Genomic DNA, 25,311 nt, shown 5'->3' on the forward strand with positions numbered 1-25,311 from the left:
CCGAGGTCATTAGCATGGCGCACGTTCACACTGATTCCGCTGCTACCCCGGCGGCCAACGACGCATGCGCGAGGAGCCACAAGTGACCGTGCCGAAGTTCGCCCTGATCGACAACACCGATGACGCCATCGCCAAGCGAAAGGCGGAGGTCATCATCATTGGCACCGTCAAGGCGGGCACATCCAACGGCGGCCCGGCACTCGCGACCGGTGCGGACGTCGTCGACGAGGCGTTCGACGGCGGTCTCCTCGACGCACTGACCTCACTCGGGGCCACCGGCAAAGCCGAGGAACTGGTCAAGGTTCCCGCGTTCGGCAAGCTGGGCGCCACCGCGATCTACGCCGTCGGCCTCGGCACGGCGGAGGACGGCGAGATCACGGCGCAACAGGTCCGGCTCGCGTCCGGCGCCGCGGCCCGCGCGCTGACCGACGTCTCCCGCGCCGTCACCACGCTGTCCGCCATCGACCTGCAGGCCGCTGTGGAGGGCACCGCGCTCGGCGCGTACAGCTTCACCGAGTACAAGTCCGAGCAGAACGGCGCGCCCGTCAGCGAGGTCGACGTCGTCGCCCCCGCCAGCGACGAGAAGGTCAAGGACGCCAAGAAGGCGCACGAGAAGACCGTCACGGCGGCGACCGCCATCGCGGAGGCCGTGATCATCGCGCGAGACCTGGTCAACACCCCGCCGAGCGACCTGTTCCCGGCATCCTTCGCCGACCGGGCCACCGCCCTCGCCAAAGAGCACGGCCTCGATGTCGAGGTGCTGGACGAGAAGGACCTGGAGCGCGAGGGCTACGGCGGCATCCTCGGCGTCGGCATCGGCTCATCGCGGCCGCCGAGGCTGGTGCGGCTGCACCACAAGGGCGACAAGAAGGCGAGCAAAGTCGCGCTGGTCGGCAAGGGCATCACGTTCGACACCGGTGGCATCTCGCTCAAGCCCGCCGCGGGCATGGACAAGATGACCTCTGACATGGCCGGAGCCGCCGCGATGCTGGCCACCGTGGTGCTGGCCGCCAAGCTGCGCTACCCGGTCGATGTCACCGCCTACCTGCCGCTCGCGGAGAACATGCCCTCGGCGACCGCCTACCGGCCAGGCGATGTGCTGCGGATGTACGGCGGCAAGACCGTCGAGGTCCTCAACACCGATGCCGAGGGCAGGCTGGTGCTGGCCGACGCGATCGTGCGGGCCTGCGAGGACGAGCCGGACTACCTGGTCGAGACGTCGACGCTGACCGGCGCGCAGGTCGTCGCGCTTGGCAACCGGACAGCCGGGATCATGGGCTCGGACGAGTTCCGCGACCGGGTGGCCACGCTCGCGCAGCGCACCGGCGAGGGCGGCTGGGCGATGCCGCTACCGGACGAGTTGCGCGGCGACCTGGACTCGACGCTGGCCGACCTGGCCAACGTGACCGGCCACCGCTGGGGCGGAATGCTGGTCGCCGGGGTGTTCCTGCGGGAGTTCGTCGCCGAGAACCTGCCGTGGGCGCACATCGACATCGCTGGCCCCTCGTACAACAGCGACAGCCCATGGGGCTACACCGGCAAGGGCGGCACCGGCGTGCCGGTGCGCACGCTCGCCGCCGTGCTCGCCGACATCGCGGAGAACGGCTGACACCGGCACATGCTGGGCGGGTTCGGTGAGCTCGGTCCCCGGTTCGCGCCGAGGGCCTATGCCGACGCCTGTGTGGCCGACGTCCTGCTGGGCGCACCGGCCACGCAGGCCACCGTCATCGGCGACGCCGCGCTGCTGCTGACATGTGTCGGCGACGGCGCGGCGGCCGACCGGCTCTGCGACCGGTGGCTGGCGTTGACGGAGCAGCCGGCCACCGATCTGCTCGCCGACGACGCCGCCGCGCGCGGATTCGCGCAGCTGTTCGCGGCGCGGCGCACGCATCCGGCATGGGCGGCAGGCCTGTCGCCGCTGGACGTCGACGCCGAGGCGGCGACGCATCGCACGTGGCTGGACCGCGCGGACTCCCCCATCGAACCCGGTAGCTTCGGCACGCTGACGGCGGCCCGCATCGCCGAAGGGCTCGCACAGCGGACAGTCGCAGAGCCGAACCCGCTGCGACGGCTCGCGGCCCAGGCCGAGGACGCGGCGGCCGAGGGCGACACGAGCCGGGCGATGGCGCTGCTCGCGGAGTGGTCCGACCGTGCGGGACCTCGCCCGAGGGTCGCCCAGCTCGCGGGCTGCCACCACCTCGCGCCGCTGCTGGCCGATGGCGCGCTGGCTGAACCGCTCGGCATCCATGATGGCTGGCCGGACGACTGCGCTGGCGCGCTGATCGCCGCACTCCGGCTCCGCCAACGGGACCACCACGGCGGCGCAGGCACCGCGGACGACGTCAGCATGGCTGAGCTGGTCCGCTGCGTCCTCGCCGCACGTCGCGCTGGTGCCGCCGAGGACGAACCGGCACCCACGGCGGAACCGCCAGCCACGGCGGACGCCATCGCGGCGGCCGAGCACCGCATCGGATACCGCCTGCCCGACGACTACCGCGACTTTCTCGCCACGACCGACGGCCTGCCCGCCGACGTCGTCTTCCCCCGGCTGCTGCGCGCGGACGAACTCCGCCCCAGCGAAACCGGCGTTGTCGTCATCAGCGACCGCACCGAGGATGGTCTCGTCACGTTGGTGCCACCGGGCTCGTCAGACGGCCGGTGGCGGGTGATCGAGGTCGACCTCGGTCTCGGGTCGACGGCGTATCCGAGCTTTACCGCCCTGCTCAGAGGGCATCTCGCGTTACTTGACGGTAACGATGCCGCCGCCGGACCGGACGGGACGCAACGCTAGGCTTCACCTGCTTCGCGTCTACGCCGCTGCAGAATTCTCTGCCGCTCGGTGTAGTCCCGCATCCGTTGCGGATAACCGACCTTGGCGACCTCATAGACCGGGATGGAGCGCTTGTGGCCGAACTTCTGCGCCTCCTCAAGGCTGCCGATCCGACGTCGCGTCCATTCGCCGTCGTGCGCGATGAGCACCACGGTCGTCTCGGTGACCGCCGTGCGCGGCTCGACGAACGCCTCGACACCCTTGCGGGCGCCGGCCCACTCGTCCAAGTGCGTGACGTCCGCCGAGGACGACTGGCGCAACGCCCCCGGACGCTTCTTCGCCCTGCGGCGCTTGCGCATCGAGTCGAACAGACCCACTCCGACCACTCCTACTCATCCGTCCTACACGATCATTGTGCCGCACCCCACGGCACAAGACGGCGGCTAAGTCGCCAGCGTGGCAAACGTAATGACAAGATGAGGTGAAGCAAGTCAAGCCCCGGCCACAACCCCTGGCTGGCGGTAGAACCACAACCGACGAGCGAGCTCTACGACAGGAGTTGAGACCGTGACCGAGACGTCCGCCGACCTCGTGATCCTGGGTGGCGGTTCGGGCGGCTATGCCGCGGCGTTCCGTGCAGCCGAGCTGGGCCTTTCCGTGATCCTGGTGGAAAAGGACAAGCTGGGCGGTACCTGCCTGCACCGAGGCTGCATCCCGACCAAGGCGCTGCTACACGCCGCCGAGGTCGCCGATTCCGCCCGCGACGGCGAGTCGCTCGGGGTCAAGACGGTCTTCGAAGGCATCGACATGGCCGGGGTCAACAAGTACAAGGACGGCATCGTGAGCCGCTTGTACAAGGGCCTGCAGGGCCTTGCCAAGGCGCACAAGGTGACCATGGTCGAGGGCGCAGGCACACTGTCCGGCCCCAACACCGTCGACGTCAACGGCACCAGCTACACCGGCAAGCACGTGCTGCTGGCGACCGGCTCGTACTCCAAGTCGCTGCCCAACCTCGATCTCAGCGGCAGGATCATCGCCAGCGAGCAGGCGCTCGCGCTGGACTACGTGCCGGAGAAGGTCGTCGTGCTCGGCGGCGGCGTCATCGGCGTCGAGTTCGCCAGCGTGTGGGCCTCGTTCGGCGCCGAGGTCACCATCGTCGAGGCACTGCCCCGGCTGGTGCCCAACGAGGACGAGTTCGCGTCCAAGCAGCTGGAGCGGGCGTTCCGCCGCCGCAAGATCGCGTTCAAGACCGGCATGAAGTTCACCGGCGCCACCCAGGACGAATCCGGCGTGAGCGTGTCGCTCGAGTCCGGCGAGACGCTGGAGGCCGACCTGCTGCTCGTCGCCGTCGGCAGGGGCCCGAACACCGCGGGGCACGGCTTCGAGGAGGCCGGGGTCTCGATGGACCGGGGCTTCGTGACCACCGACGACCGGCTGCGCACCAACCTGCCTGGCGTGTACGCCGTCGGCGACATCGTGCCCGGCCTGCAGCTGGCGCACCGCGGCTTCGCACAGGGGATCTTCGTCGCGGAGGACATCGCTGGCCTGAACCCCACCCCGATCGACGAAGACGGGATCCCGCGCGTGACCTACTCGCACCCCGAGGTCGCCTCGGTCGGGCTCACCGAGGACCAGGCCAAGGAGAAGTACGGCTCGGAGGTCACCACGTTCACCTACGACCTCGGCGGCAACGGCAAGAGCCAGATCCTCAAGACTTCCGGGGCGATCAAGCTGGTCAAGGCGCCGGACGGACCGGTCGTCGGCCTGCACCTCGTCGGCGACCGGGTCGGCGAGCTCATTGGTGAGGCGCAACTGATCTACAACTGGGAGGCTTTCCCCGAGGACGTCGCGCCGCTCATCCACGCCCACCCGACCCAGACCGAAGCGCTCGGTGAGGCTCACCTCGCGCTCGCCGGCAAGCCCCTGCACGTACACGGCTGACTGCCTCAGCCGCTGACAATCCGTCCAGTCCCTATCGTCCTGAGGAGTCAACAGCGATGGCCTTCTCCGTCACATTGCCGGAACTCGGTGAGAGCGTCACGGAGGGAACCGTCACCCGGTGGTTGAAGCAAGAGGGTGACACGGTCGCGGTCGACGAGCCGCTACTGGAGATCTCAACCGACAAGGTCGACACCGAGGTGCCGTCCCCCGTGGCGGGCACGGTCTCGCGCATCATCGCCAAGGAGGACGATACGGTCGAGGTCGGCGGTCAACTCGCCGAGATCGACGACGGCTCCGGCGGTGGCGGCGGTGGCGAAGCCGCCAGCGCCGCGCCAGCCGCGGAATCCGCACCCGCGCCGCAGCGGTCCGCACCCGCGGCGCAGGAGCCCTCGGCCCCCTCGGCGGAATCCGCTCCGCCCGCGCAGGAGCCGGCACCGGCTCCACAGCAGTCCGCGCCGTCGTCCGGCGCCAGCGGCGGCACTCCGGTGACGCTGCCGGAGCTGGGTGAAAGTGTCACGGAGGGCACCATCACGCGATGGCTCAAGCAGGTCGGCGACACCGTCGCGGTCGACGAGCCGCTACTGGAGATCTCAACCGACAAGGTCGACACCGAGGTGCCGTCGCCGGTGGCGGGCACCGTGCTGGAACACAGCGCGGCCGAGGACGAGACGGTCGAGGTCGGCGGTCAGCTGGCGATGATCGGCGATGCCTCGGCACAGGAGGCCCCCGCGCCCCAGCAGCAGCCCGCTCCCGCCCAGGAGCAACAACAGGCGGCTCCCGCTCAGGAACAGCAGGCAGCTCCGCCGCAGCAGTCCGCCCCCGCTCAGGAGCAACCAGCCCCGCAGCAGCCAGCGCCGCAAGAGCAGCCAGCTCCCCGGCACGCCGCGCCGGAACCGGCCGAGGAAGGCGACAAGAAGACTCCGTACGTGACGCCTCTGGTGCGCAAGCTGGCCTCCGAGCATGGCATCGACCTGAACTCGCTCAACGGCAGCGGCGTCGGTGGGCGCATCCGCAAGCAGGACGTCATGGCCGCGGTAGAGGCGAAGCAGGCGGAGCAGCCCGCTCCCGCCGCGGAGCCAGCGGCAGCAGCGGCTCCGAGCGCCCCTGCCGAGGCCGCGCCAAGCGCACCGTCGGCACCCAGTGCCCCGGCACCGGTTGACACCTCCGGTCTGCGCGGCACCACGCAGGCCGCCAACCGCATCCGCATGACCATCGCCAAGCGCACCAAGGAGTCGCTGCAGGGCTCCGCGCAGCTCACACAGGTGCACGAGGTCGACGTCACCAAGATCGCGCGGCTGCGGGAGCGGGCGAAGACGTCGTTCCAGCAGCAGGAAGGCGTGAAGCTGACGTTCCTGCCGTTCTTCGCCAAGGCGACGGTGGAGGCGCTCAAGCAGCACCCGAACGTCAACGCCTACCTCGACGAGGAAGCCAAGCAGATCACCTACTTCGACGACGAGCACCTCGCCATCGCCGTCGACACCGACAAGGGCCTGATCTCGCCGGTGCTGCACAACGCGGGTGATCTCAACCTGGCAGGGCTGGCGCACGGCATCGCCGATATCGCCGAGCGCACCCGCACCAACAAGATCAAGCCGGACGAGCTGTCGGGTGGCACCTTCACCATCACCAACCTGGGCAGCAACGGCGCGCTGTTCGACACACCGATCATCAACCAGCCGCAGTCGGGCATCCTCGGCGTCGGCGCGGTGGTCAAGCGCCCGGTCGTCATCACCGACGTCGACGGCAACGACACCATCGCGATCCGGTCGATGGCCTACCTCGCGCTGACCTACGACCACCGGCTGATCGACGGGGCGGACGCGGGCCGCTTCCTCACCACCATCAAGGACCGCCTCCAGGAAGGCGCATTCGAGTCGGAGCTGGGTCTGTAAGAGGCCGGTAAGAAGCTGGTAAGGACAACGCCGCGCGGGCACCATTCCCGGTGCCCGCGCGGTAACGCGTCAGCTCAAAGTCAACTCAAGCCGTCGCTCGTATCATCCGGTTACGTGCCGGTGATCCGTACGATGACCTGCTCGCTGTTTCTGGTGTAGCCCTCGTAGCTGAACGAGGTCCCTGTCCGCTCGACGTACTCGTGCCAAGCGCGGTGCTCGTGCTTGCGCCACCCCGGGTAGTTGAAGTACTCGTCGAAAACGACGATCGAGCCGACGTGCAACCGCGGGCCGACCAGGTCGAGCACGGTTCGCGTCGACGAATACAGGTCGGCGTCCAGGTGCAGGAAGTCCACTTCGCCGGGGTGTTCGGCGAGGAACCCGGAGAGGGTCTCATCGAACCAGCCCACCACCAGCTCGGCGCCATCGACCTCGGGCAGGCCATCGGTATCGAACGTGCCCGCGGGAAATCCAGAGCGCCAGTCCTCGGGGAGGCCCTTGAAGGAATCGAAGCCGTAGACATTCGTGCCGTTCCTGCGCCGGGCGATCGTCTGTAACGTCTTACCCGAGTACACCCCGAACTCAAGCGCCATTCCGGCCGTCGGCGCCATGTCCAGCGCGTGTTTCAAGGTGTCCATCGGCCGCGCGAAGGTGGGCACCGTCGGCATGGTGTCCTGTGCGAATCGGGCACTGTCGAGTGCCGCGTCGAGTTGCGCGACAGCACCCAGGTCGCGTCGGCCGCGCTGGTCGGTCCTGCGGATCGTGCCGACCACGTCGTCGATCGTGTGCTCAGCCGTCCGCTTCGCCTGGTCCCGGACCACCGCGCCAAGTTCACGCTGTAGCTCGCGACGTTGCTGGCGGATGACCTCCTCCAGGTCACGCCGATGACGGTCCGTGACCTCCGCAACGACACGCAGCAATCGCACCCGTGCCACCTCACGAATTCGCTTCAGCATTGGCACAACCCGTCGTGTTCATGGCACTGACCGGGGCCACAACCTCGGTTCCTGATGAAGGAGATGACAGCCCGCCTCCCGCCTTCGCGTCGCATGTGTCGAGGTAAATCGAGTGTCGAGGTAAGTCGAGGTAACTGGCGGCGGAGACCGCCCGAAGCTATGGCCCGACACCGTAGCAACGGCGTACCTAAAGGCTCCAAGTGGTCTAACATGTTCACCCGCAAGTACCAATTGTGGCGGTGACCGGGCTCTCCGCGATACAAGTAGCGCTGGGGATGGCCAGAACTCCGGCATCGTGTGCCCGAACCGGCGCCGCAGCCGGACCCTGCCGTTACAGTGATCACATGCGGATCGTGGTCGCGGGATCAACCGGGTTCATCGGCAGCGCACTCGTACCGGAGCTGGCAAGAGCGGGCCACCAGGTACGCAGACTGGTGCGCCGCGAGCCCACCGCGGACAACGAGTTCACCTGGGACCCGCCAGCGGGAACCATCGACGACACCGCCCTCGACGGCGTCGACGCGGTGGTCAACCTGTGCGGCTCCTCGCTGATCGGCCGCTGGAGCGCGGCACACAAGCAGGCGATCCGCGACAGCCGTATCGAACCGACCGAGGTGCTGGCAGAGGCCGTCGCACGCACGGGTGTGCCCGCCCTGCTCAACGCGTCCGGCATCGGCTTCTACGGCGACACCGGGGACGTCACCGTCGACGAGCAGGCAGGCCAAGGCGCAGGATTCATCGCCGAGGTCGTCGGCGACTGGGAGGCCGCGACCGCACCGGCCGCGGCGGCGGGCGCACGCGTCGTGCTGATGCGCAATGGGCTGGTGCTGTCCACCGATGGCGGCCTGCTGCGCATCCTCAAGCCGGTGTTCTGGCTCGGGCTCGGCGCGCGGCTCGGCGAGGGCAGGCAGTTCATGCCGTGGATCTCCCACCCCGACGCGATCGCCGCCATCCGCTTCCTCATCGAGCATGCCGAGGTCAGCGGACCGGTCAACATGTGCTCACCGCATCCGGTGACGAACCGGGAGTTCACTCACACATTCGGCAAGGCGCTCGGCCGTCCGGCACCGTGGTTCGCGCCGAAGGCCGCGCTGCGGCTCGCGCTGAGTGACGCAGCGGACGAGATGCTGCTCGCCGGCCAACACGCGATCCCCCGCAAGCTCACCGACGCCGGGTTCGAATTCCGCCACCCCCATCTGGACACCGCGCTCGCCGACGTGGTCTGAGCACCGTGGCGTGAGCACGCTCCCCACGTGCGGGGCAGGCGCGGTAACCTCGCCGTCGTGAGCTACGCACGAGCCAGTTGCCGGGCGACAACCGACCCCGTGGCGGTCGAGTCGATCGGCACCATCGAGTACACGGCGGCCTGGGAGCGGCAGCGCGAGCTGGCGACGGCACGCGCCGACGGCACCGGCCCCGACACCATGCTGCTGCTGGAGCACCCCTCGGTCTACACGGCGGGCAAGCGCACCGAGGCACACGAGCGCCCGCTCGATGGCACGCCGGTGATCGACGTCGACCGCGGCGGCAAAATCACCTGGCACGGGCCGGGACAGCTGGTCGGCTACCCCATCATCAAGCTGGCCGATCCCATCGATGTCGTCGACTTCGTGCGGCGGCTCGAGGAAGCGCTGATCGACGTCTGCGCCACGTTCGGCGTCGAAACCGGCAGGGTGCGCGAGCGCAGCGGCGTGTGGCTGCCCGCGGACGGCATGCGCCCGGAGCGCAAGATCGCCGCGATCGGCATCCGGGTGCAGCAGAGCGTGACGATGCACGGCTTCGAGATCAACTGCAACGCCAACCTCGGCGCGTTCGGCAGGATCGTGCCTTGCGGCATCGTCGATGCCGGGGTGACGTCGCTGAGCGCCGAGCTGGGCAAAGAGATCACCGTCGCCGAGGTGCTGCCAGTGGCACGCGACGCCGTGCTGGCCGCACTGGACGGCGACCTGCCGGTCAGCGACGACCGCTGGCTGCCAGGCCACGACGAGGAACCGGCGTCCGCACCGAGCTGAGATCAGACTGGACGCCGAGCTGATGCCTGCCTGAGACCGGCATCAGCTTCCGGACCCACACCACGCTGAACCGACCACGATCAGGGGGAAGCATGGGCAGCACAGCGTTGATCACCGGCGGCACCGGCGGGCTCGGCCAGGGCGTCACCGCCGCGTTCCTGGACGCGGGCTGGCGGGTGGTCGTGCCGTGGACCACCGAGGCCAAGCTGGAGCGGCTACCCAAGCACGAGAACCTCCACACCGTACGGGCCGACCTGCTCGAGGCCGACGACGCCAAGCGCGCTGCCGACCTCGCCGCATCGAACGGCGACGCACCGTTGCGCGCCGTGGTGAACCTGGTCGGAGGTTTCGCCATGGGCGGGCGAGTACACGAGACCGATATCGCCGAATTCGAGCACCAACTGCGGCTGAACCTGCGGCCGACGTATCTCACCAGCCAGGCCGCGCTGCCCCACCTCATCGCGAACGGCGGCGGCTCGATCGCCTGTGTGTCCAGCAGGGCGGCGCTGCGGCCGTTCTCCGGCGCCGCGGGCTACATCACCGGCAAGGCCGCGGTGCTCTCGCTGGTGGACGCGATGGCCGCCGAGTACAAGCGCGACAACGTGCGGGTCAACGCGGTGCTGCCCGGCGTCATCGACACCCCGGACAACCGCGCGAGCCAGCCAGACGCCGATCGCGGCAAGTGGGTCTCGCCCGCCGAGATCGGCCGTGTCCTGCTGTTTTTGTCGTCGTCGGATTCCGGTGTCGTCAGCGGCGCCCACGTGCCCGTCTACGGCACCGGCTAAGCCGCGAGAAAAGACGTCCCTAACACGCGGTAAATGTCAGGTTCACATTCTTCGACATTGCGTGGGCAACGATTTTTCGTGACGCTCGACCTGGGTATGTCGCGACGATCACAGCTCGCATACCGACGGAATCCGATGCTGTCGTGGTAGTTTTGTGATGTCCGGACATACATTCCGTATGACAATGCCACAGATCACAGAATCACCATTTCGTGCTGTGCGCCACTGTGAGGGAAAACAGTTATGAGCTGGAACGATTTCTACGCGCGCCGCGACATCATGCGTGACGCCATCGACCGGGCGGTCACCGACGACGGACGCCTGCCTTTCACCGAACTGGACGGCGCCGTCGAACTGTTCGGCACCGAGCGGCAGCTGCTGCTGGCGCTGTATCACCGCTGGACGCTGCTGCTCAGCGGAAAGCTGCGCGCCATGGCCGCCGCCCCTGAGGACGGTCACGCGCCCGAGGTCGACACCGACCTGGCCGACCGAGTGGGTGCCGCCTGGCGCGAGACCGCTGCCGAGCACGCGACGCTGCGCGCCGTGCTCGACACCGCCATCGAGACGGACCCGGAGGCGCTGCGGCCAGCATTGGAGGCCGAGCAGCGGATGCTCGCGTTCGCGGCTGGCCTCGCCGACCCCGGCGAGTCGATCGCGGACGCCACCCAGGTCGGCGCGTCGTTTCTCGCGCTGATCCGCCACGCGGGCGCGGTCCCGGCACGCGGACGCATTCGAGGCACACGGCGCGGGCTGTTCTCGGTCGCGAGCTGACGCACTGTTGCCACGACCTGCGTACCGACGAGTAGGCTCGAGCGCATGACTAGCGGATGGCACGAGTCTGACGTTCCCGATCAACACGACCGCACCGTGGTCGTCACCGGCGCCAACTCCGGCCTCGGCCTGCGCACGGCGGTCGTGCTGGCGAGCAAGGGCGCCCGCGTGCTGCTGGCGTGTCGCTCGCCCGAACGCGGCAAGGACGCGCTCGACGACGTCGCCAAGGCGGCGACCGGACCGAAACCCGAGCTGGTGCGCCTCGATCTGTCCAGCCTCGACTCCGTCCAGCAGGCAGCGGCGCATATCCGTGAGATGACCGGCGACGCACTGCACGTACTCGTCAACAACGCGGGGGTGATGGCGACACCGAAGGGCAGGACGGTCGACGGCTTCGAGACCCAGTTCGGCACCAACCACGTCGGTCACGCCGCACTGACCTGGCTGCTGCTGCCCGCCCTGCGCGGCGCTGGCACCACCGACTCCCCCGCCCGCGTCGTCACGGTGTCCAGCATCGCGGCGGCCAGGGGCCGCATCGACGCCGAGGACCCGCACTTCGAGCACCGCCGCTACGACCCCGCCAGCGCCTACGGCCAGGCCAAGCTCGCCAATCAGGTGTTCGCGATGGAGCTGGATGCCCGGCTGCGCGCGGCCGGCGAGCCGATCATCAGCGTCGCGGCGCACCCCGGCTTCACCGCCACCAACCTGACGTCGAACATGGCGGGCAGCTATCGCAATCCGGTGATCGCGGGCGCGCTGCGCGCGGGTAGCTGGGTCGGCGAGCGCGTGCTGGCACAAAATGTGCGCAACGGCACACTCCCTCAGCTTTACGCCGCGACCGCCGAAGACGTCACTGGTGGCGACTACATCGGGCCGGACGGGTTCCGGCAGCTGAAGGGGTCACCGACCCGGGTGAAGCCGCTGCGACCTGCGCGGGACCCGCAGACCCGGGAGTCGCTGTGGTCGGTGACGCAGCGACTGACCGGGATCGTGCCTGATCTCAGCTGAGTTGGTCGGTAGGGTGAAGCATGTGAGCGCACCCGCACCTGAGGGCAGGAAGCTGTTGCGACTAGAAGTCCGCAACAGCCAGACGCCCATCGAGAAGAAACCGTCCTGGATCAAGACCCGCGTCAAGATGGGGCCGGAGTTCACCGAGCTCAAGGGGCTGGTCCGCCGCGAAGGCCTGCACACCGTGTGCGAGGAGGCCGGCTGTCCCAACATCTATGAGTGCTGGGAAGACCGCGAGGCCACCTTCCTGATCGGCGGCGACCAGTGCACCCGGCGTTGCGACTTCTGCCAGATCGACACTGGCAAGCCGCAGCCGCTGGACACCGATGAGCCCCGCAAGGTCGCCGAGAGCGTGCAGGCGATGGGGCTGCGCTACTCGACGGTGACCGGTGTCGCCCGTGACGACCTCGAGGACGGCGGCGCGTGGCTGTACGCGGAGACCGTGCGACAGATCCACGCGATGAACCCCGGCACCGGTGTCGAGCTGCTGATCCCGGACTTCAACTCGAACGACGAGCAGCTCGCCGAGGTGTTCGGTGCCGCGCCGGAGGTGCTGGCGCACAACACCGAGACGGTGCCGCGCATCTTCCGCCAGATCCGGCCGGGCTTCCGCTACGCCCGCTCGCTCGAGGTGCTGACCAAGGCGCGCGAGGCGGGACTGGTGACGAAGTCCAACCTGATCCTCGGCATGGGTGAGACGCCGGACGAGGTCGTGCCCGCGATGCGCGATCTGTACGAGGCGGGCTGCGAGATCCTGACGATCACGCAGTACCTGCGTCCCAGCGTGCGGCACCACCCGGTTGACCGCTGGGTGAAGCCGGAGGAGTTCGTCGAGCACTCGCAGGCGGCGGAGGAGATCGGGTTCGCCGGGGTCATGGCGGGACCGCTGGTGCGGTCGTCGTACCGGGCCGGTCGGCTGTACGCGCAGACGAAGCGGCACCGGGGCGAGGAGCTGCCGGAGAACCTGGCACACCTGACCGAGGCCGGACCCGCCTCGCAGGAAGCGAGCGCGCTGCTGCGGCGGTAGGGCACGGGCGGCGAGCGCGCCGGCGGGCGGATACGCTGTTCGGCATCGGCGCGACTCGCGAGGAATCCTGGTGATCACTGACTTCCTGAACTGGCTGGCGGACCTGCCACCCGCACTGCTGCTCATCGGCGCTGGACTGTTGGTGTTCGGTGAGACCACGCTCGGGCTCGGCTTCATCGCCCCCGGCGAGACCGGCCTGTTCATTCTCGGCACCACGGCAACGTCGGTGCCGAAGTTCCTGCTGATGTGGGTGGTCACCACGGCCTGCGCCGTTCTCGGCTACACCGTGGGCTTCCTGCTTGGCAAGTACTTCGGGCCGAAGCTGCGGCAGACGAAGATGGTGCAACGCCACGGCGCCGACGCCTGGGACAACGCGGTCGGTTTCCTGCGACGCCGAGGCGCGATCGCGGTGATGATCGCGATCTTCCTGCCGGTGATGCGCACGCTGGTGCCCGCCGCCGCGGGCGCGGCGGGGCTGCCGTACCGCAAGTTCCTGCCCGCCGCCGGGATCGCGGGCACCGCATGGTGCGCGCTGCACATCGGCATCGGCGCCGCACTGGGCGAGTCGGCGAAGTGGCTGGAGAGCGCCATCGGCAAGGGCAGCTGGGTGGTGCTGCTCCTGCTGGTCGCGGTGTTCGGCCTTGTCATGCTGATCAAGCGGCGGAAGTCGGGCGCGTTGGCCGAGGCCGTCGGCGCGCAGCCGCCCGCAGCGAAGCCGGGCGCGACAGACGCGGAGTCGCCGGGGAGTGAGTCGGAGAACACGGCGTCGCGCTAGGCGCACAGCTGTTCACCAGTCTGGGGCGAGGTAGCACCCGACAACCGAACGTTCTTTCACATCCTGCGTGACCACTCGATCGGGTGGTCGTTGGTCCTTTCGTCACATACCCGGCACACGAAGGACCACCGATGACCTCGATGGCAGGCCGCCACTGGTTGAAGGCGGCGCTCGGGTTCGGGGTGGCGACTCTCCTCGCGGCGACAACGGCCACCACACCGGCGGCAGGCACGCCCGCGAACGAGGCGCCACCGAACCAGGCATTCGACTACACCCAGGTCAAACGACTGAGCGAGGACCGCTACGAGACGGTCAAGGAAACCTACGAGATCCCGATGCACGACGGCGTCGAGGTCTACATCGAGGTCACGAAGCCGAAGCAGGACAGCGAGTGGCCGGTGATCATGGAGTCGAGCCCGTACCACGGCACGCTCGCCGACCGCGAGGGCACGCGCATCCTGCCAGAGCCGCGCGACGATGACGGCAACCCCGTCGGGCTGACCGGCTACTTCGCCCCCAAGGGCTACGCCGTGGTGATCATGGACCTGCGCGGCACCGGACTGTCGGGCGGGTGTCTGGACCACCTCGGCCCGAACGACGCCAAGGACCTCAAGAACGTCGTCGAGTGGGCGGCGAGCCAGGACTGGTCGAACGGCAGGGTCGGCATGACCGGCCACTCCTACGTCGGGTCGACGCCGTCGCTCGCGGCGGCCACGAACCCGCAGGGCCTGGAGACCATCGTGCCCAGTGCGGGCCTCGCGCGGATGTACGACCACCAGTTCCAGGCGGGCGTGCCGTACTTCCTGCAGTGGGTCGGGCCGATGTTCGCCTACGAGCAACTCGCGCTGGAGCGGCACCTCCCCGGCGGTGAGAGCTTCGGCAAGAACCAAGAGGACACCGGCTGCGGGCTGCCGAGCAGCTCGCTGACCGCGGGTGAGGCGCAGCTGTCCGGTGAGTACACCCACTGGCACGCCGAGCGCGACTGGACCGCGGAGGCGACCAAGGCCGACCTGCCGGTGTTCATGGTGCACGGCGTCAACGACAACGCCGCCCGCGTCGCGGGCATGGAGTGGTTCACCGACCGCGGCGGCCGCGAGGGCGACAAGCTGTGGCTGGGCCAGTGGGACCACGGTTCCGGCTGCTGCCCGACGCGGCGCGGCATCCAGTGGACGTACGCGCTGCACGCCTGGTTCGACAAGCAGCTGATGCAGCGCAACGTCAAGACCGGCCCGGACGTGGAGATGTTCCTCTCCGACGGCACGTTCGAGGGTGCGCGCACCGGGGACCGCACCGAGATCCACACCGACAGCCAGTGGCCGCCAGCCAGCGCGGAGTTCCTCGAGCTGTACCCGACCGGTGAGGGTGAGCTGACCGGCTCCGCCCCGATGACGCCGGGGTCGGTGAGCTTCGCGGGTGACCCGTCCGGGTTCACCGATCCGCAAGGCACCGGCGGCGTCGAGTTCGCCACCGAGCCGCTGGAGCAGGACACGCTGTTCGGCGGGCAGCCGCAGCTCGACCTGGTCGCCTCGGTGACCGCGCCCCGGGTGCACCTGATCGCCACGCTCTACGACGAGTCGCCGCCCGCCGAGGACGGCACCGTCGAGCGGCGACGCATCAGCCAGTTCGCGATCAATCCTGAGCTGCGGTCGGGACTGTCGACCCCGGCTCCTGTGCTGCCCGGTGTGCCGTACGAGATGGAGCCGCCCGGGTTCGCGATGGCGCACGACCTGCGCGAAGGGCACCGGCTGGTGATGCGGGTGACGACGTCCGACCCGGACAAGGCGCCGACGTTCGCGACCGACCCCAGGATCACGGTGATGACCGGTCCGGACGCGACGGCGCTGCGGGTGCCGGTGGTCAGTGACCGTTCCCTGGTGACCGACGACGTGCCGTTCGAGCTGGACGCGCCGGAGGAGGCTGGTACGCCCCAGCCGACGCAGCGGGCCTCGGTCACCCCGGCCCTCGGCGGACCAGCGCGGACGCCGGGGACGGTGGCGTACTACGAGTTCGACGTCGAGGAGGACTTCGACAACGCGAACCTGCTCGTGGGCGCGGTGCCGTCGATGCCGGCCGATATCGACCTGTACGTGCAGCGGCAACAGGCCGACGGCACGTGGGGCGAGGAGGACCTGGCCAGCGGGACGTCCGGGTCACTGAACTCCGAGCAGCTGCGGATGCGGCGGCCAGCGCCAGGCCACTACCGCGTCGAGGTGCACAACTGGGCGGGTGCGCCCGCCACCCGAGTGGACCTCACGCTGCAGTTCCTCAACTCGGCGGGCGAGCCAGGCTCGGAGAGCTGAGGGCGGTTGCTCATGAAGGGCTTCTTACTCGCAGCTGACGCGAGTAAGAAGCCCTTCATCGCACTTCACCCTCCCCGCGCCAGCCGGGGAATCACGCCACCGGCCAGTACGTCGTCGACCTGCCGTACGGACAGCCGATGCCGCACGGTGTACGTCTCGTCCTTGGTCACGTTCCGCACGGTGAGATCGCAGCTGTCCGGCAGCGTGGCGCGCAGGTCGTCCATCGCGAGGACATCGCCAGCGTCGATGCGCTCGCGGTCGTCCGGCTGGGCGAATTCCAGCGGCAGGATGCCGAAGTTCACCAAGTTCTGCCAGTGAATCCGGGCGAACGACGTCGCCAGCACCGCGCGCAACCCGAGGTGGCGCGGCGTGATGGCGGCATGCTCCCGCGACGATCCCTGACCGTAGTTCGCGCCGCCGACGACGATGTGGCCGCCGGAGTCGACCCGTTCCCGCGCCCGCGACGGGTAGTCCGGGTCGATGATGGTGAAGGTGAAGTCCGCCAGTTTGTCCACGTTGGAGCGGAAGGGCAGCGCCTTCGCTCCGGCGGGTGAGATCGCGTCGGTGGAGACGTCGTCGCCCATGGTCAGCAGCACCGGCGCCTCGATCCGGTCCGGCAGTGGCGGGAAGTCTGGCAGCGCCGTGATGTTCGGCCCCTTGACCAGCACCTCCCGTTGGGCCTCGTCGGGCGGCAGCGGCGCTTCCATCATCTCGGTGTCCACCGAGGCCCGCTCGGGCAGCGCCAGCTTCGGATACGCCATGCCGAGCTTGTCCGCGAGGTCACGCGGGTCGATGATCTCGCCGGTCAGCGCGGCCGCGGCGGCGGTCTCCGGCGAGCACAGCCACACGGAGTCTTCCCTGGTCCCCGATCGCCCGGGGAAGTTGCGCGGGAAGGTGCGCAGCGAGTTGTGCCCCGTGGCAGGAGCCTGCCCCATGCCGATGCAGCCCATACACCCGGACTGATGGATCCGTGCGCCTGCCGAGATCAAATCGAACGTCGCGCCCATCTTGGTGAGGTCGGCGAAGATCTGCCGCGACGTCGGGTTGACGTCCAAACTCACGCCGTCCGCGGTCTGCCGCCCGCGCACCATGGCCGCCGCGATGGCGAAGTCGCGCAGGCCGGGGTTGGCGGACGACCCGATCACGACCTGCTGCACCGGATTGCCCGCGGCCTCCCGCACCGGGACGACGTTGTCCGGTGCGGAGGGCCGCGCGATCAGCGGTTCCAGCGCGCTCAGCTCGACCTCGTCGGTGACGTCGTACTCGGCGCCTTCGTCGGCGGCCAGCGGCACGAAGTCGTCCCCTCGGTCCTGGGCGCGCAGGAACTCGGCCACAGCATCGTCGCTGGGGAACACCGACGTCGTCGCGCCCAGCTCAGCGCCCATGTTCGCGATGACGTGCCGGTCCATCGCCGAGAGCCCCGCGAGCCCTTCGCCGTGGTACTCGATGATCCGGTTCACCCCGCCGGACACCGAGTGCCGCCGCAGCAGTTCCAGGATGACGTCTTTCGCCGACGTCCAGGGCGGTAGCTCACCGGTCAACCGGATGCCCCAGATCTCCGGCATCCGCAGATACACCGGGTGGCCCGCGATCGCCCGGGCGACATCGAGCCCGCCGGTGCCGATGGCGAGCATCCCCAGCGACCCGGCGGCCGGGGTGTGCGAATCGGAACCGACCATGCTCGCGCCGGGGAGGCCGAAGCGCTGCATGTGGGTGGGATGCGAGACGCCGTTGCCCGGCTTGGAGTACCAGATTCCGTAGCGGCGACAGGCTGAGCGCAGGAACGTGTGGTCCTCAGCGTTGCGTTCGTCGGCCTGCAACAGGTTGTGGTCGACGTACTGGACGCTGACGTTGGCCTGGGTGCGATCCAGCCCGATCGCCTCCAGCTCCTGCATCACCAAGGTGCCGGTGGCGTCCTGGGTCAGCGTCTGGTCGATTCTGAGTGCGATCTCCTCCCCAGGCGTCATCGTTCCCTCACGCAGGTGTGACTCGATCAGCTTCGCCGACAGCGTGCGTGCCATGGCGCCCGGGTACCCCACAGCCGCGGCGTTCAATCTCACGTCACGCGAGTGAGCCAACATCCGGCGGACGACGACTACCCGTAGCCCCGCGAGCCCGCCGCCGAACCCGAACACTGACCCCGCGTAAGCGTATGGCACCACCCCGTATTCCCTGAAACAAACCAGCGGTTTCGGCGGAACTTCAGGGTGGGGCTACGACCCGTCGAGGAGGCCAGTCCGGCATGGCACAGCTACGACCGTGGCGCGAGACTCGGGTGCTGCTGACCGGCGCGAGCGGGTTTATCGGCGCCCATGTACTACGCCGTCTCACCGTGCTCGACGCCGACGTCCATGCCACCAGCAGAATCCCGCCGTCCCACGGCGGCAGCGCGACCTGGCATACCGTCGACCTCACCGACGCGGGCGCGACGACCGCGCTGGTCCGCGGCATACGGCCGGATATCGTGCTGCACCTTGCCGCGACGGTCAGCGGCGCGCGGGACATCGGGATGGTGTCACCGACGCTGCGGACGAACGTCGTCTCGCCGGTCGTCCTGATGACCGCGCTCGCCGAGGATCCCCCTGACTCGGTCGTCTTCGCCGGGTCCATCGAAGAAGCCGCGCTGGGCGACCCGTCGGCATCGGCGTCCTCGCCGTACGCGCTGGCGAAGCTGGCGGCGACCGGGTACGCGACCATGTTCCACCGGCTCTGGAACCTGCCGGTGACGGTACTGCGGATCGCCACGGTCTACGGGCCTGGCCAGCCGGATCAGTCGAAACTGGTGCCGCACGTGATCACGACCCTGCTCGGGGGCGTGGCGCCCCGGCTGAGCAGGGGCAGCAAGCTGGTCGACTGGGTCTACATCGACGACGTGGTCACCGCGATCCTCACCGCGGCACAGAGCCCGCACGCCAACGGGCACGTCATCGAGATCGGCTCCGGTGAGCAGGTGTCGGTCACGCGCACCGTCGCCACCATCCGCGACATCCTCGGCACGGACATAACCGCCGAGTTCGGCGTGCTGCCTGACCGTCCATTCGACCACGACCAGCTCGCTCACCTCGACGAAGCGGCCAGGCTGCTCGACTGGCGGCCAGCCACCGGCCTCACCACGGGACTGCGACGCACCGTCGAGTGGTACCGGAGTCGGCGAAACACGATGTCGGGCAAAGAAAACCCGTAACGGAGCGAACAGGACGATCGACTTATAGACGACACTCGCGCACTCGCATCACACACATCGGGTCCCGCATTGACTCGAGGGAGGCGGCGTCGGCATGAAGATCAGCGTGTTCGGGCTCGGCTATGTCGGCTCAGTGTCGGCGGCATGTCTGGCGAGCCGGGGGCACGAGGTGGTCGGGGTCGACGTCAACCCGCGCAAGGTCGAGATGATCTCGCAGGGTTCCGCCCCCGTCGTCGAGGAACACATCGGTGAGCTGACCGCTGAGGTGGTCGGCACCGGTGCGCTGCGCGCCACCGTCGACGTTGACCAGGCGATCGGCGCGACCGAGATGTCGCTGGTGTGCGTCGGCACGCCGTCCTCGCCGAACGGCAGCCTGTCCACGGCGTACCTGGAACGAGTCGCCACCCAAATCGGCTGGGCGCTCGCCGACCACAGCCACCGCCACACCGTCGTGTTCCGGTCGACGATGCTGCCCGGGACCTGCGAGCACCTGCTGATACCGGCGTTGGAGAAGGCGTCAGGGCATAAGGCTGGCACCGACTTCGGCGTCGCCGTCAACCCGGAGTTCCTGCGCGAGGGCAGCAGCGTCACCGACTTCTTCGCGCCGCCGAAAACCGTCATCGGGGAGTTCGACCACGCCAGCGGTGACCCGGTCGCGAACCTGTATGAGGGCATTCCGGGCGACGTGTTCCGGGTGCCACTCGCCGTCGCGGAGATGATCAAGTACGCCGACAACGCCTTCCATGGGCTCAAGATCGGCTTCGCCAACGAGATCGGCGCGATCTGCCGGGCACTCGGGCTCGACTCGCACACCGTGATGGACGTCTTCCTGGCCGACCGCAAGCTCAACATCAGTCCCGCCTACCTGCGGCCCGGGTTCGCCTTCGGCGGCTCCTGCTTGCCGAAGGATCTGCGCGGTTTGGTCTACGCCGCCCGCTCGGCCGATGTCTCGGTACCGCTGCTCTCGCACGTGCTGCCCGCCAACGAGGAGCACCTGCGCCGGGCGTTCGACCTGATCGCGGCCACCGGGCATCGCAAGATCGGCCTGTTCGGGCTGTCGTTCAAGCCCGGGACGGACGACCTGCGTGAGAGCCCGCTGGTCGACCTCGCGGAGCGGCTGCTCGGCAAGGGCTTCGACCTGCGGATCTACGACCCCACCGTGACGATGTCGCGGCTGATGGGTGCCAACCGCACCTACATCGAGGAGCGGCTCCCGCACCTGAGCGAGCTGCTGTCCAGTTCAGCGAGCGAGGTCATGGCACACGCCGAAGTGTGCGTGATCGGCTCGACCGGCGAGGACGTCGTCGCCGCGCTGGACGACGCTGGCGACCGCCCGATCATCGATCTGGTCCGCCTGCCGGACGCCGATACGCGACGCACACAGAAGGGATACGTCGGCCTTGGCTGGTAAGTCGAGCAGAGCACGCAGGGCGCTGATCCTGGTCGAGAACCTCTCGGTGCCGTTCGACCGGCGGGTGTGGCAGGAATGCACCACGCTGCGCGACGCGGGCTGGGAAGTGCACGTCATCTGCCCTCGGGGCGAGAAGCAGGACACCGAGGCCGAGGTCGTGCTCGACGACGTGCGCATTCACCGCTATCCGCTGCGGCCAGCCACCGGCGGCCCGCGGGGCTACGCGCGGGAGTACGGGCTCGCGCTGGTGCACACGCTATGGCGGGCGCTGCGGCTGACCCTGCGGGTCGGCCGGTTCGATGTCGTCCACGCCTGCAACCCACCCGACCTGCTGTTCCTGGTCGGCGCGGCACTCAAGCTCACCGGCGCGCGGTTCGTCTTCGACCAGCACGACCTGGTGCCCGAGCTGTACCTGTCCCGGTTCGACCGGGGCGAGGACGCGCTCTACCGCGCGGTGTGCCTGCTCGAACGACTCACCTACCGCACCGCCGACGTCGTGATCGCCACCAACGAGAGCTACCGCCGCACCGCGATCGAACGCGGCGGCAAGGCGGCAGCGGGCGTCGTCGTGGTGCGCAGTGCCCCCGCGGTGGAGCGGTTCGAGCAGGTGCCGCCGGAGCCGGAGCTGAAGCGCGGCACGCCGCACCTGCTGTGCTACCTGGGCGTGATGGGCCCGCAGGACGGCGTGGACTACGCGCTGCGGGCGCTGGCGAAGCTGCGCGACGACTGCGACCGCACCGACTGGCACGCGGTGTTCGTCGGTTCGGGCGACACCTTCGACGCGATGGTGCGACTCGCCGACGACCTCGGCCTCGCTGACCGGGTGGAGTTCACCGGCCGCATCCCGGACGCCGAGCTGCTGCGCTACCTGTCCACCGCCGATGTCTGCCTGGCGCCCGACCCGCGCAATCCACTCAACGATGTCTCCACGATGAACAAGATCATGGAGTACATGGCGATGGCACGGCCCATCGTCTCGTTCGATCTCACCGAGGCGCGGGTGTCGGCGGGCGACGCCGCCGTATACGCCACACCCAACGATGAGCTGGACTTCGCCAAGCAGATCGCACGGCTGCTCGACGACCCGGACGCGCGGCAGCGCATGGGCGAGATCGGGGTGGCGCGGGTCAGCGGGCCCCTGTCGTGGCGAGAGTCGGCGGCGGCGTTGCTGGCGGCCTACGACCGCGCCGCGAACCGGATAAACGCTCGATAGCAGGTGCATTATTCACAACATGTACATCACGGCCGTGGATTGCCCGCCGGATTCCCGTAACGGTGCGACGTTTGGGACGACCTTCTTGTCGACACCCGTTCCTGGCAGCGACCGCTGCCGCTGTGGAGCGTGCCCGCCCACGTCAGTGAGGGGATCACGGCATTGAGTGACGAAGTCGTGCGACTGTCCATGATCGGGCAGGTGCTGCGCAGGCATTGGCTCGCGCTCGCCGCGATCGCCGTCACGGGCGCGCTCGTCGGAGCGGCGGCCTCGCTGGTGGTCTCCCCCGGGTATCAGACGACGAGCCAGGTTCTGCTGCGCGGCCTGCAGGTCGACAACGAGGTCGAGGCGCAGGCTCAGCTCGCCATCAGCTCGACCGTGTTGGACCGCACCGCGTCCGCGCTCGGCCAGGGCGCCACCGGCGCCGACCTGCGCGATGCGGTCGACGCCACGGTCTCCGATGGCGGCCTGCTGGAGATCACCGGTACCGCGAGCACCCCGCAGGCTGCGCAACAGCTGACCGACCAGGTCGCCGCCGAGTACGTCACGTTCGCCAACGAGCTGCTCACCACGACCACCGACGCATCGGACCAGGTGCGGCTGGAACGCCTTGAGTCGCTGCGCCAACAGGTCGAGACCACCAACGACCGGATCGACCAGTTGCACGGCGCGGCGGCGCGGGGCGATCTGACGCTGGATGCGGTGCGCGCTCGTACGCAGCTTGAATCACTGCGCACGGATCTGGCCGACGCGATGGCCCAGCTGGAGGAGGCGGCGGCGACATCGAGCGGGCAGGAACCGCTGATCATCGGTCCCGCTCCCGTCCCGACGAGCAAAGCCCCACCCACCATGACGCACCTCGCCGCGGGCGGTGCGGGAGTGTTCCTACTGCTCGGCGGCTTCGGGTTCCTCTTCGCCGCACGCGGCGACACCCGGTTGCGGGAGAGCGGCGAAATCGGCGCCGCCCTCGGGGCGCCGGTGACCGGCACGGTCGCGGTGCCGGACGAGCGCCCCCGGCCACAGCTGCTGTGGTGGCGTTCGCGCGGTCAGCCAGCCACCGACGACGATCCGGCGGAGGACCCGCAGGTCCGCCGCGTGCTCGCCCGGCTCGCCTCGGGCGACGACCTCCGGATATTGCTGATCGCGGCGGACGACGACCCGCTCGCGCGTCGCGCGGTGGCACGGCTCGCCATCGCTGCTGGCGCCGACGACACGCGGCACGCCGCGCTGCGGATCGCCCATATCGACCCCACGGCACCGGTGCTGGACGATGTCAGCGATGACGTCGGCAGCGCCCTGCTCGTACTCAGCCCCGGCAGTCGCACCGGCTGGGAGCTGGTCGGCATCGCGCTCGCCTGCGCCGACGCCGGGCACCCGCTGGCGGGATCGGTGCTGGCACAGCGTGTGGTACTCACCCCGCCGACACAAGCAGCCCAGGCAGCGGCAGCCCAGGCGGCCCAGCCAGCGCACGCGGGCACGGATGCGGAGCACGACCAGGCCGAAGACGCCGAGCAGCGGGACAACGTCGAAGGCACCGAGGCCGACGGCGGGGCAGCCGAGCACCCCGGCACCGCTGAACAGCCACACGCTGACGCCACTGACGCCCCTGACGCCCCTGACGCCCCTGACGCCCCTGACGGCGAAGACCAGGCGGCCGCGGCCGACCAGGCCAGCCCCACCGCCAAGGCCCGCAACCGCGAGCGAAAAGCCGCCCGCGACTCGATGGCGGAGTCATCATGACGGCCCAGGAGAGCACCCGGCCCACGCCGCTGCTTGACCTGCAGCAGCTCGTCGTCACGCTACGCTGGCGCAAGCGGGTGTGGCTGTCCTGCGCGCTGCTCGGTCTGATCGCGGGCACGCTGCTGGCGGTGTTCCTGCCACCCCCGCCGACCGCGGTCACCCGGCTGCTGCTCGTGCACGAGAACGACCAGCCCACCGACAGCGGCACCCTGATGGAGACCGACATCGCACTGCTGGACACAGTGCGCATCGCCGAGGCGACGCTGCAGCGGCTCGGCTCCGACACGGACCCCGCGGCGTTCCGGAAGTCCTACGAGGCCGAGGGATTGACGAACAACGTCGTCGAGTTGACCGTCACCGCCGACTCCGGCGAGAACGCTGAGGCCAGGGCGCAAGCACTCGCCGAAACCGTCATCGCAGACCACATCCGGCGTGCGAAGGAGAACGCGGAAGCCGAGGCACAGGCACTGCGCGACCGGCGCAAGCAAGCCGAGGAGGAGCTGGCACGAGTCGATGACGCGATCGCGGCCGCTCCGGACGACACGGGCCAGAACCCGGCAGCCCTCGGATCGCTGTACTCCCGCAGGGCCGAGATCGCCGCCCAGGTGGCCGACCTCAGCAGACGCGCGACCGAAGCCAGCATCGGCGCGCCCCAGGTCGCGGTGGGCACCGGCATCGTCGACGAGCCCCGGCTGGTCGAGCGCTCGGCGCCGATGACGCTGGCCAGCTACGGCGGTATCGGGCTGGTGCTCGGTCTCGCCGTTGGACTCGCCCTCGCCGCGGCGGCCAGCGTCGTCCGGGACCGGCCGGTGCTGCGCCGCGACATCGCCGACAATCTCGGCGCGTCGGTGCTGGCGCAGGTGCCGATGTGGCGCAGGGGCCCTGCCCGGCTGCTGCACGGTCCCCGCAAGGCCGAGCGCGCCAGGATCGCGGCGACGCTCGTACGGGCGGTGGACGACGAGGACATCTCCCCCGCACCGGTGTCCGTGCTTGAGCTTGGCTGCGCGCCTACCGCCGCCGAGCTGGCCGCCGATACCGCGCTCGCACTGCGACGTCCCGTCATGCTCGTCGACGACCTGCGCAAGCGCCAGCTCACCAAGCTCGCCGGACGTGGTGGCGACACGGTGCGCATCGTGTCAGGCGCGGACTACCTCAGCGGCGCGGTCCAGCCCGGCCAACGGGAGCAGTGCCTCGGCGTCGGCTCGGTCGCGCCCGGCGCGACGTGGACCGACCTCGCCGCGCTCGGCACGCAAACGGTGCTCGTCGTCCGGGCCGGACACGCCACATCGGAGTGGCTGCACACCGTCGCACGGCAGCTCGCAGCGGCCGGCGTCGCGGTGATCGGTGTGGTCCTGGTCGAGCCGTACCCGAAGGACCGCACCGACGGCACGCTGTGGGACGGCGTGCACACCGCACTCAGGGGACGGCTGCGGGCAGCGGAGCGAACGGCCCTGCCGCACGACCCGAACCCAAGCACGAACGGGCGGACGCCCGCCCGCGCGCCGGAAGACGTGGAGGTGTAGCGCGGT

The 25,311-nt window shown here is 69.4% G+C and carries 20 protein-coding genes; 17 read left to right on the plus strand and 3 right to left on the minus strand.

Annotation, left to right across the window (positions count from 1 at the left end):
* The first annotated feature begins 82 nt into the window (after window positions 1-82).
* Window positions 83-1,609, plus strand: coding sequence for a leucyl aminopeptidase (locus tag AMYHA_RS18740; RefSeq protein ID WP_034273083.1), 1,527 nt, complete (start codon window positions 83-85; stop codon window positions 1,607-1,609).
* A gap of 9 nt (window positions 1,610-1,618) precedes the next feature.
* Complete coding sequence (locus AMYHA_RS18745; protein ID WP_051400077.1) at window positions 1,619-2,791, plus strand: SMI1/KNR4 family protein; 1,173 nt, start codon at window positions 1,619-1,621, stop codon at window positions 2,789-2,791.
* Here the strand turns inward: AMYHA_RS18745 and AMYHA_RS18750 are convergent.
* Complete coding sequence (locus AMYHA_RS18750; protein ID WP_034273085.1) at window positions 2,788-3,156, minus strand: hypothetical protein; 369 nt, start codon at window positions 3,154-3,156, stop codon at window positions 2,788-2,790. The genes AMYHA_RS18745 and AMYHA_RS18750 overlap by 4 nt on opposite strands.
* Before the next feature lie 181 nt (window positions 3,157-3,337).
* Here AMYHA_RS18750 and lpdA point away from each other — a divergent pair, with 181 nt between their 5' ends.
* A complete protein-coding gene (gene lpdA / locus AMYHA_RS18755; protein ID WP_034273088.1) occupies window positions 3,338-4,711 on the plus strand; it encodes a dihydrolipoyl dehydrogenase in 1,374 nt (457 codons plus the stop codon).
* A 56-nt stretch (window positions 4,712-4,767) separates the two neighbouring features.
* Window positions 4,768-6,603, plus strand: a complete 1,836-nt coding sequence (gene sucB, locus AMYHA_RS18760) for a 2-oxoglutarate dehydrogenase, E2 component, dihydrolipoamide succinyltransferase (protein WP_034273090.1) — start codon at window positions 4,768-4,770, stop codon at window positions 6,601-6,603.
* A 110-nt stretch (window positions 6,604-6,713) separates the two neighbouring features.
* Here sucB and AMYHA_RS18765 read toward each other — a convergent pair whose 3' ends face one another.
* Window positions 6,714-7,526, minus strand: coding sequence for a class I SAM-dependent methyltransferase (locus AMYHA_RS18765; protein ID WP_231104813.1), 813 nt, complete (start codon window positions 7,524-7,526; stop codon window positions 6,714-6,716).
* 374 nt (window positions 7,527-7,900) lie between these two features.
* On the opposite strand from AMYHA_RS18765, the gene AMYHA_RS18770 reads away from it, so the two are divergent.
* From AMYHA_RS18770 to AMYHA_RS18805, 8 genes are all read left to right on the plus strand, one after another.
* The gene (locus tag AMYHA_RS18770) at window positions 7,901-8,782 is read left to right on the plus strand and encodes a TIGR01777 family oxidoreductase (protein WP_034273094.1); all 882 of its coding nucleotides are present in this window, start codon (window positions 7,901-7,903) and stop codon (window positions 8,780-8,782) included.
* A gap of 57 nt (window positions 8,783-8,839) precedes the next feature.
* On the plus strand, window positions 8,840-9,568 hold the full coding sequence (gene lipB, locus AMYHA_RS18775) for a lipoyl(octanoyl) transferase LipB (protein WP_034277906.1): 729 nt from the start codon (window positions 8,840-8,842) through the stop codon (window positions 9,566-9,568).
* Between the two features lie 92 nt (window positions 9,569-9,660).
* Window positions 9,661-10,353, plus strand: a complete 693-nt coding sequence (locus AMYHA_RS18780; RefSeq protein WP_034273096.1) for an SDR family NAD(P)-dependent oxidoreductase — start codon at window positions 9,661-9,663, stop codon at window positions 10,351-10,353.
* 243 nt (window positions 10,354-10,596) lie between these two features.
* Complete coding sequence (locus tag AMYHA_RS18785; RefSeq protein ID WP_051400078.1) at window positions 10,597-11,124, plus strand: hypothetical protein; 528 nt, start codon at window positions 10,597-10,599, stop codon at window positions 11,122-11,124.
* A gap of 45 nt (window positions 11,125-11,169) precedes the next feature.
* A complete protein-coding gene (locus tag AMYHA_RS18790; RefSeq protein WP_034273098.1) occupies window positions 11,170-12,132 on the plus strand; it encodes an oxidoreductase in 963 nt (320 codons plus the stop codon).
* 13 nt (window positions 12,133-12,145) lie between these two features.
* Window positions 12,146-13,159 (plus strand): lipoyl synthase, encoded by a 1,014-nt coding sequence (lipA, locus tag AMYHA_RS18795; RefSeq protein WP_034273102.1) that lies wholly within the window; start codon window positions 12,146-12,148, stop codon window positions 13,157-13,159.
* A 64-nt stretch (window positions 13,160-13,223) separates the two neighbouring features.
* Window positions 13,224-13,934: a DedA family protein gene (locus AMYHA_RS18800; protein ID WP_051400079.1), complete on the plus strand. Its 711-nt coding sequence runs from the start codon at window positions 13,224-13,226 to the stop codon at window positions 13,932-13,934.
* A gap of 131 nt (window positions 13,935-14,065) precedes the next feature.
* Entirely contained in the window at window positions 14,066-16,234 is a 2,169-nt protein-coding gene (locus tag AMYHA_RS18805) for a CocE/NonD family hydrolase (RefSeq protein WP_034273104.1), read from the plus strand.
* Window positions 16,235-16,299: 65 nt separating this feature from the next.
* Here the strand turns inward: AMYHA_RS18805 and AMYHA_RS18810 are convergent, their stop codons facing one another.
* Window positions 16,300-18,255 (minus strand): aconitate hydratase, encoded by a 1,956-nt coding sequence (locus AMYHA_RS18810; protein WP_034273108.1) that lies wholly within the window; start codon window positions 18,253-18,255, stop codon window positions 16,300-16,302.
* A 221-nt stretch (window positions 18,256-18,476) separates the two neighbouring features.
* Here AMYHA_RS18810 and AMYHA_RS18815 point away from each other — a divergent pair, with 221 nt between their 5' ends.
* From AMYHA_RS18815 to AMYHA_RS18835, 5 genes are all read left to right on the plus strand, one after another.
* The gene (locus AMYHA_RS18815; RefSeq protein WP_034273110.1) at window positions 18,477-19,418 is read left to right on the plus strand and encodes an NAD-dependent epimerase/dehydratase family protein; all 942 of its coding nucleotides are present in this window, start codon (window positions 18,477-18,479) and stop codon (window positions 19,416-19,418) included.
* 94 nt (window positions 19,419-19,512) lie between these two features.
* Window positions 19,513-20,829, plus strand: a complete 1,317-nt coding sequence (locus tag AMYHA_RS18820; RefSeq protein ID WP_034273114.1) for a nucleotide sugar dehydrogenase — start codon at window positions 19,513-19,515, stop codon at window positions 20,827-20,829.
* Complete coding sequence (locus AMYHA_RS18825) at window positions 20,819-22,042, plus strand: glycosyltransferase family 4 protein (protein WP_034273116.1); 1,224 nt, start codon at window positions 20,819-20,821, stop codon at window positions 22,040-22,042. Before AMYHA_RS18820 ends, AMYHA_RS18825 begins: the two co-directional genes overlap by 11 nt.
* Before the next feature lie 162 nt (window positions 22,043-22,204).
* Window positions 22,205-23,782: a YveK family protein gene (locus tag AMYHA_RS18830; RefSeq protein WP_157362244.1), complete on the plus strand. Its 1,578-nt coding sequence runs from the start codon at window positions 22,205-22,207 to the stop codon at window positions 23,780-23,782.
* Window positions 23,779-25,305 carry a Wzz/FepE/Etk N-terminal domain-containing protein gene (locus tag AMYHA_RS18835; RefSeq protein ID WP_051400081.1) on the plus strand — a complete coding sequence of 509 codons (1,527 nt, stop codon included), beginning with the start codon at window positions 23,779-23,781 and terminating at the stop codon, window positions 25,303-25,305. Before AMYHA_RS18830 ends, AMYHA_RS18835 begins: the two co-directional genes overlap by 4 nt.
* Window positions 25,306-25,311 lie beyond the last annotated feature (6 nt).

Source organism: Haloechinothrix halophila YIM 93223, assembly GCF_000504245.1.
GTDB classification, from domain to species: domain Bacteria; phylum Actinomycetota; class Actinomycetes; order Mycobacteriales; family Pseudonocardiaceae; genus Haloechinothrix_A; species Haloechinothrix_A halophila.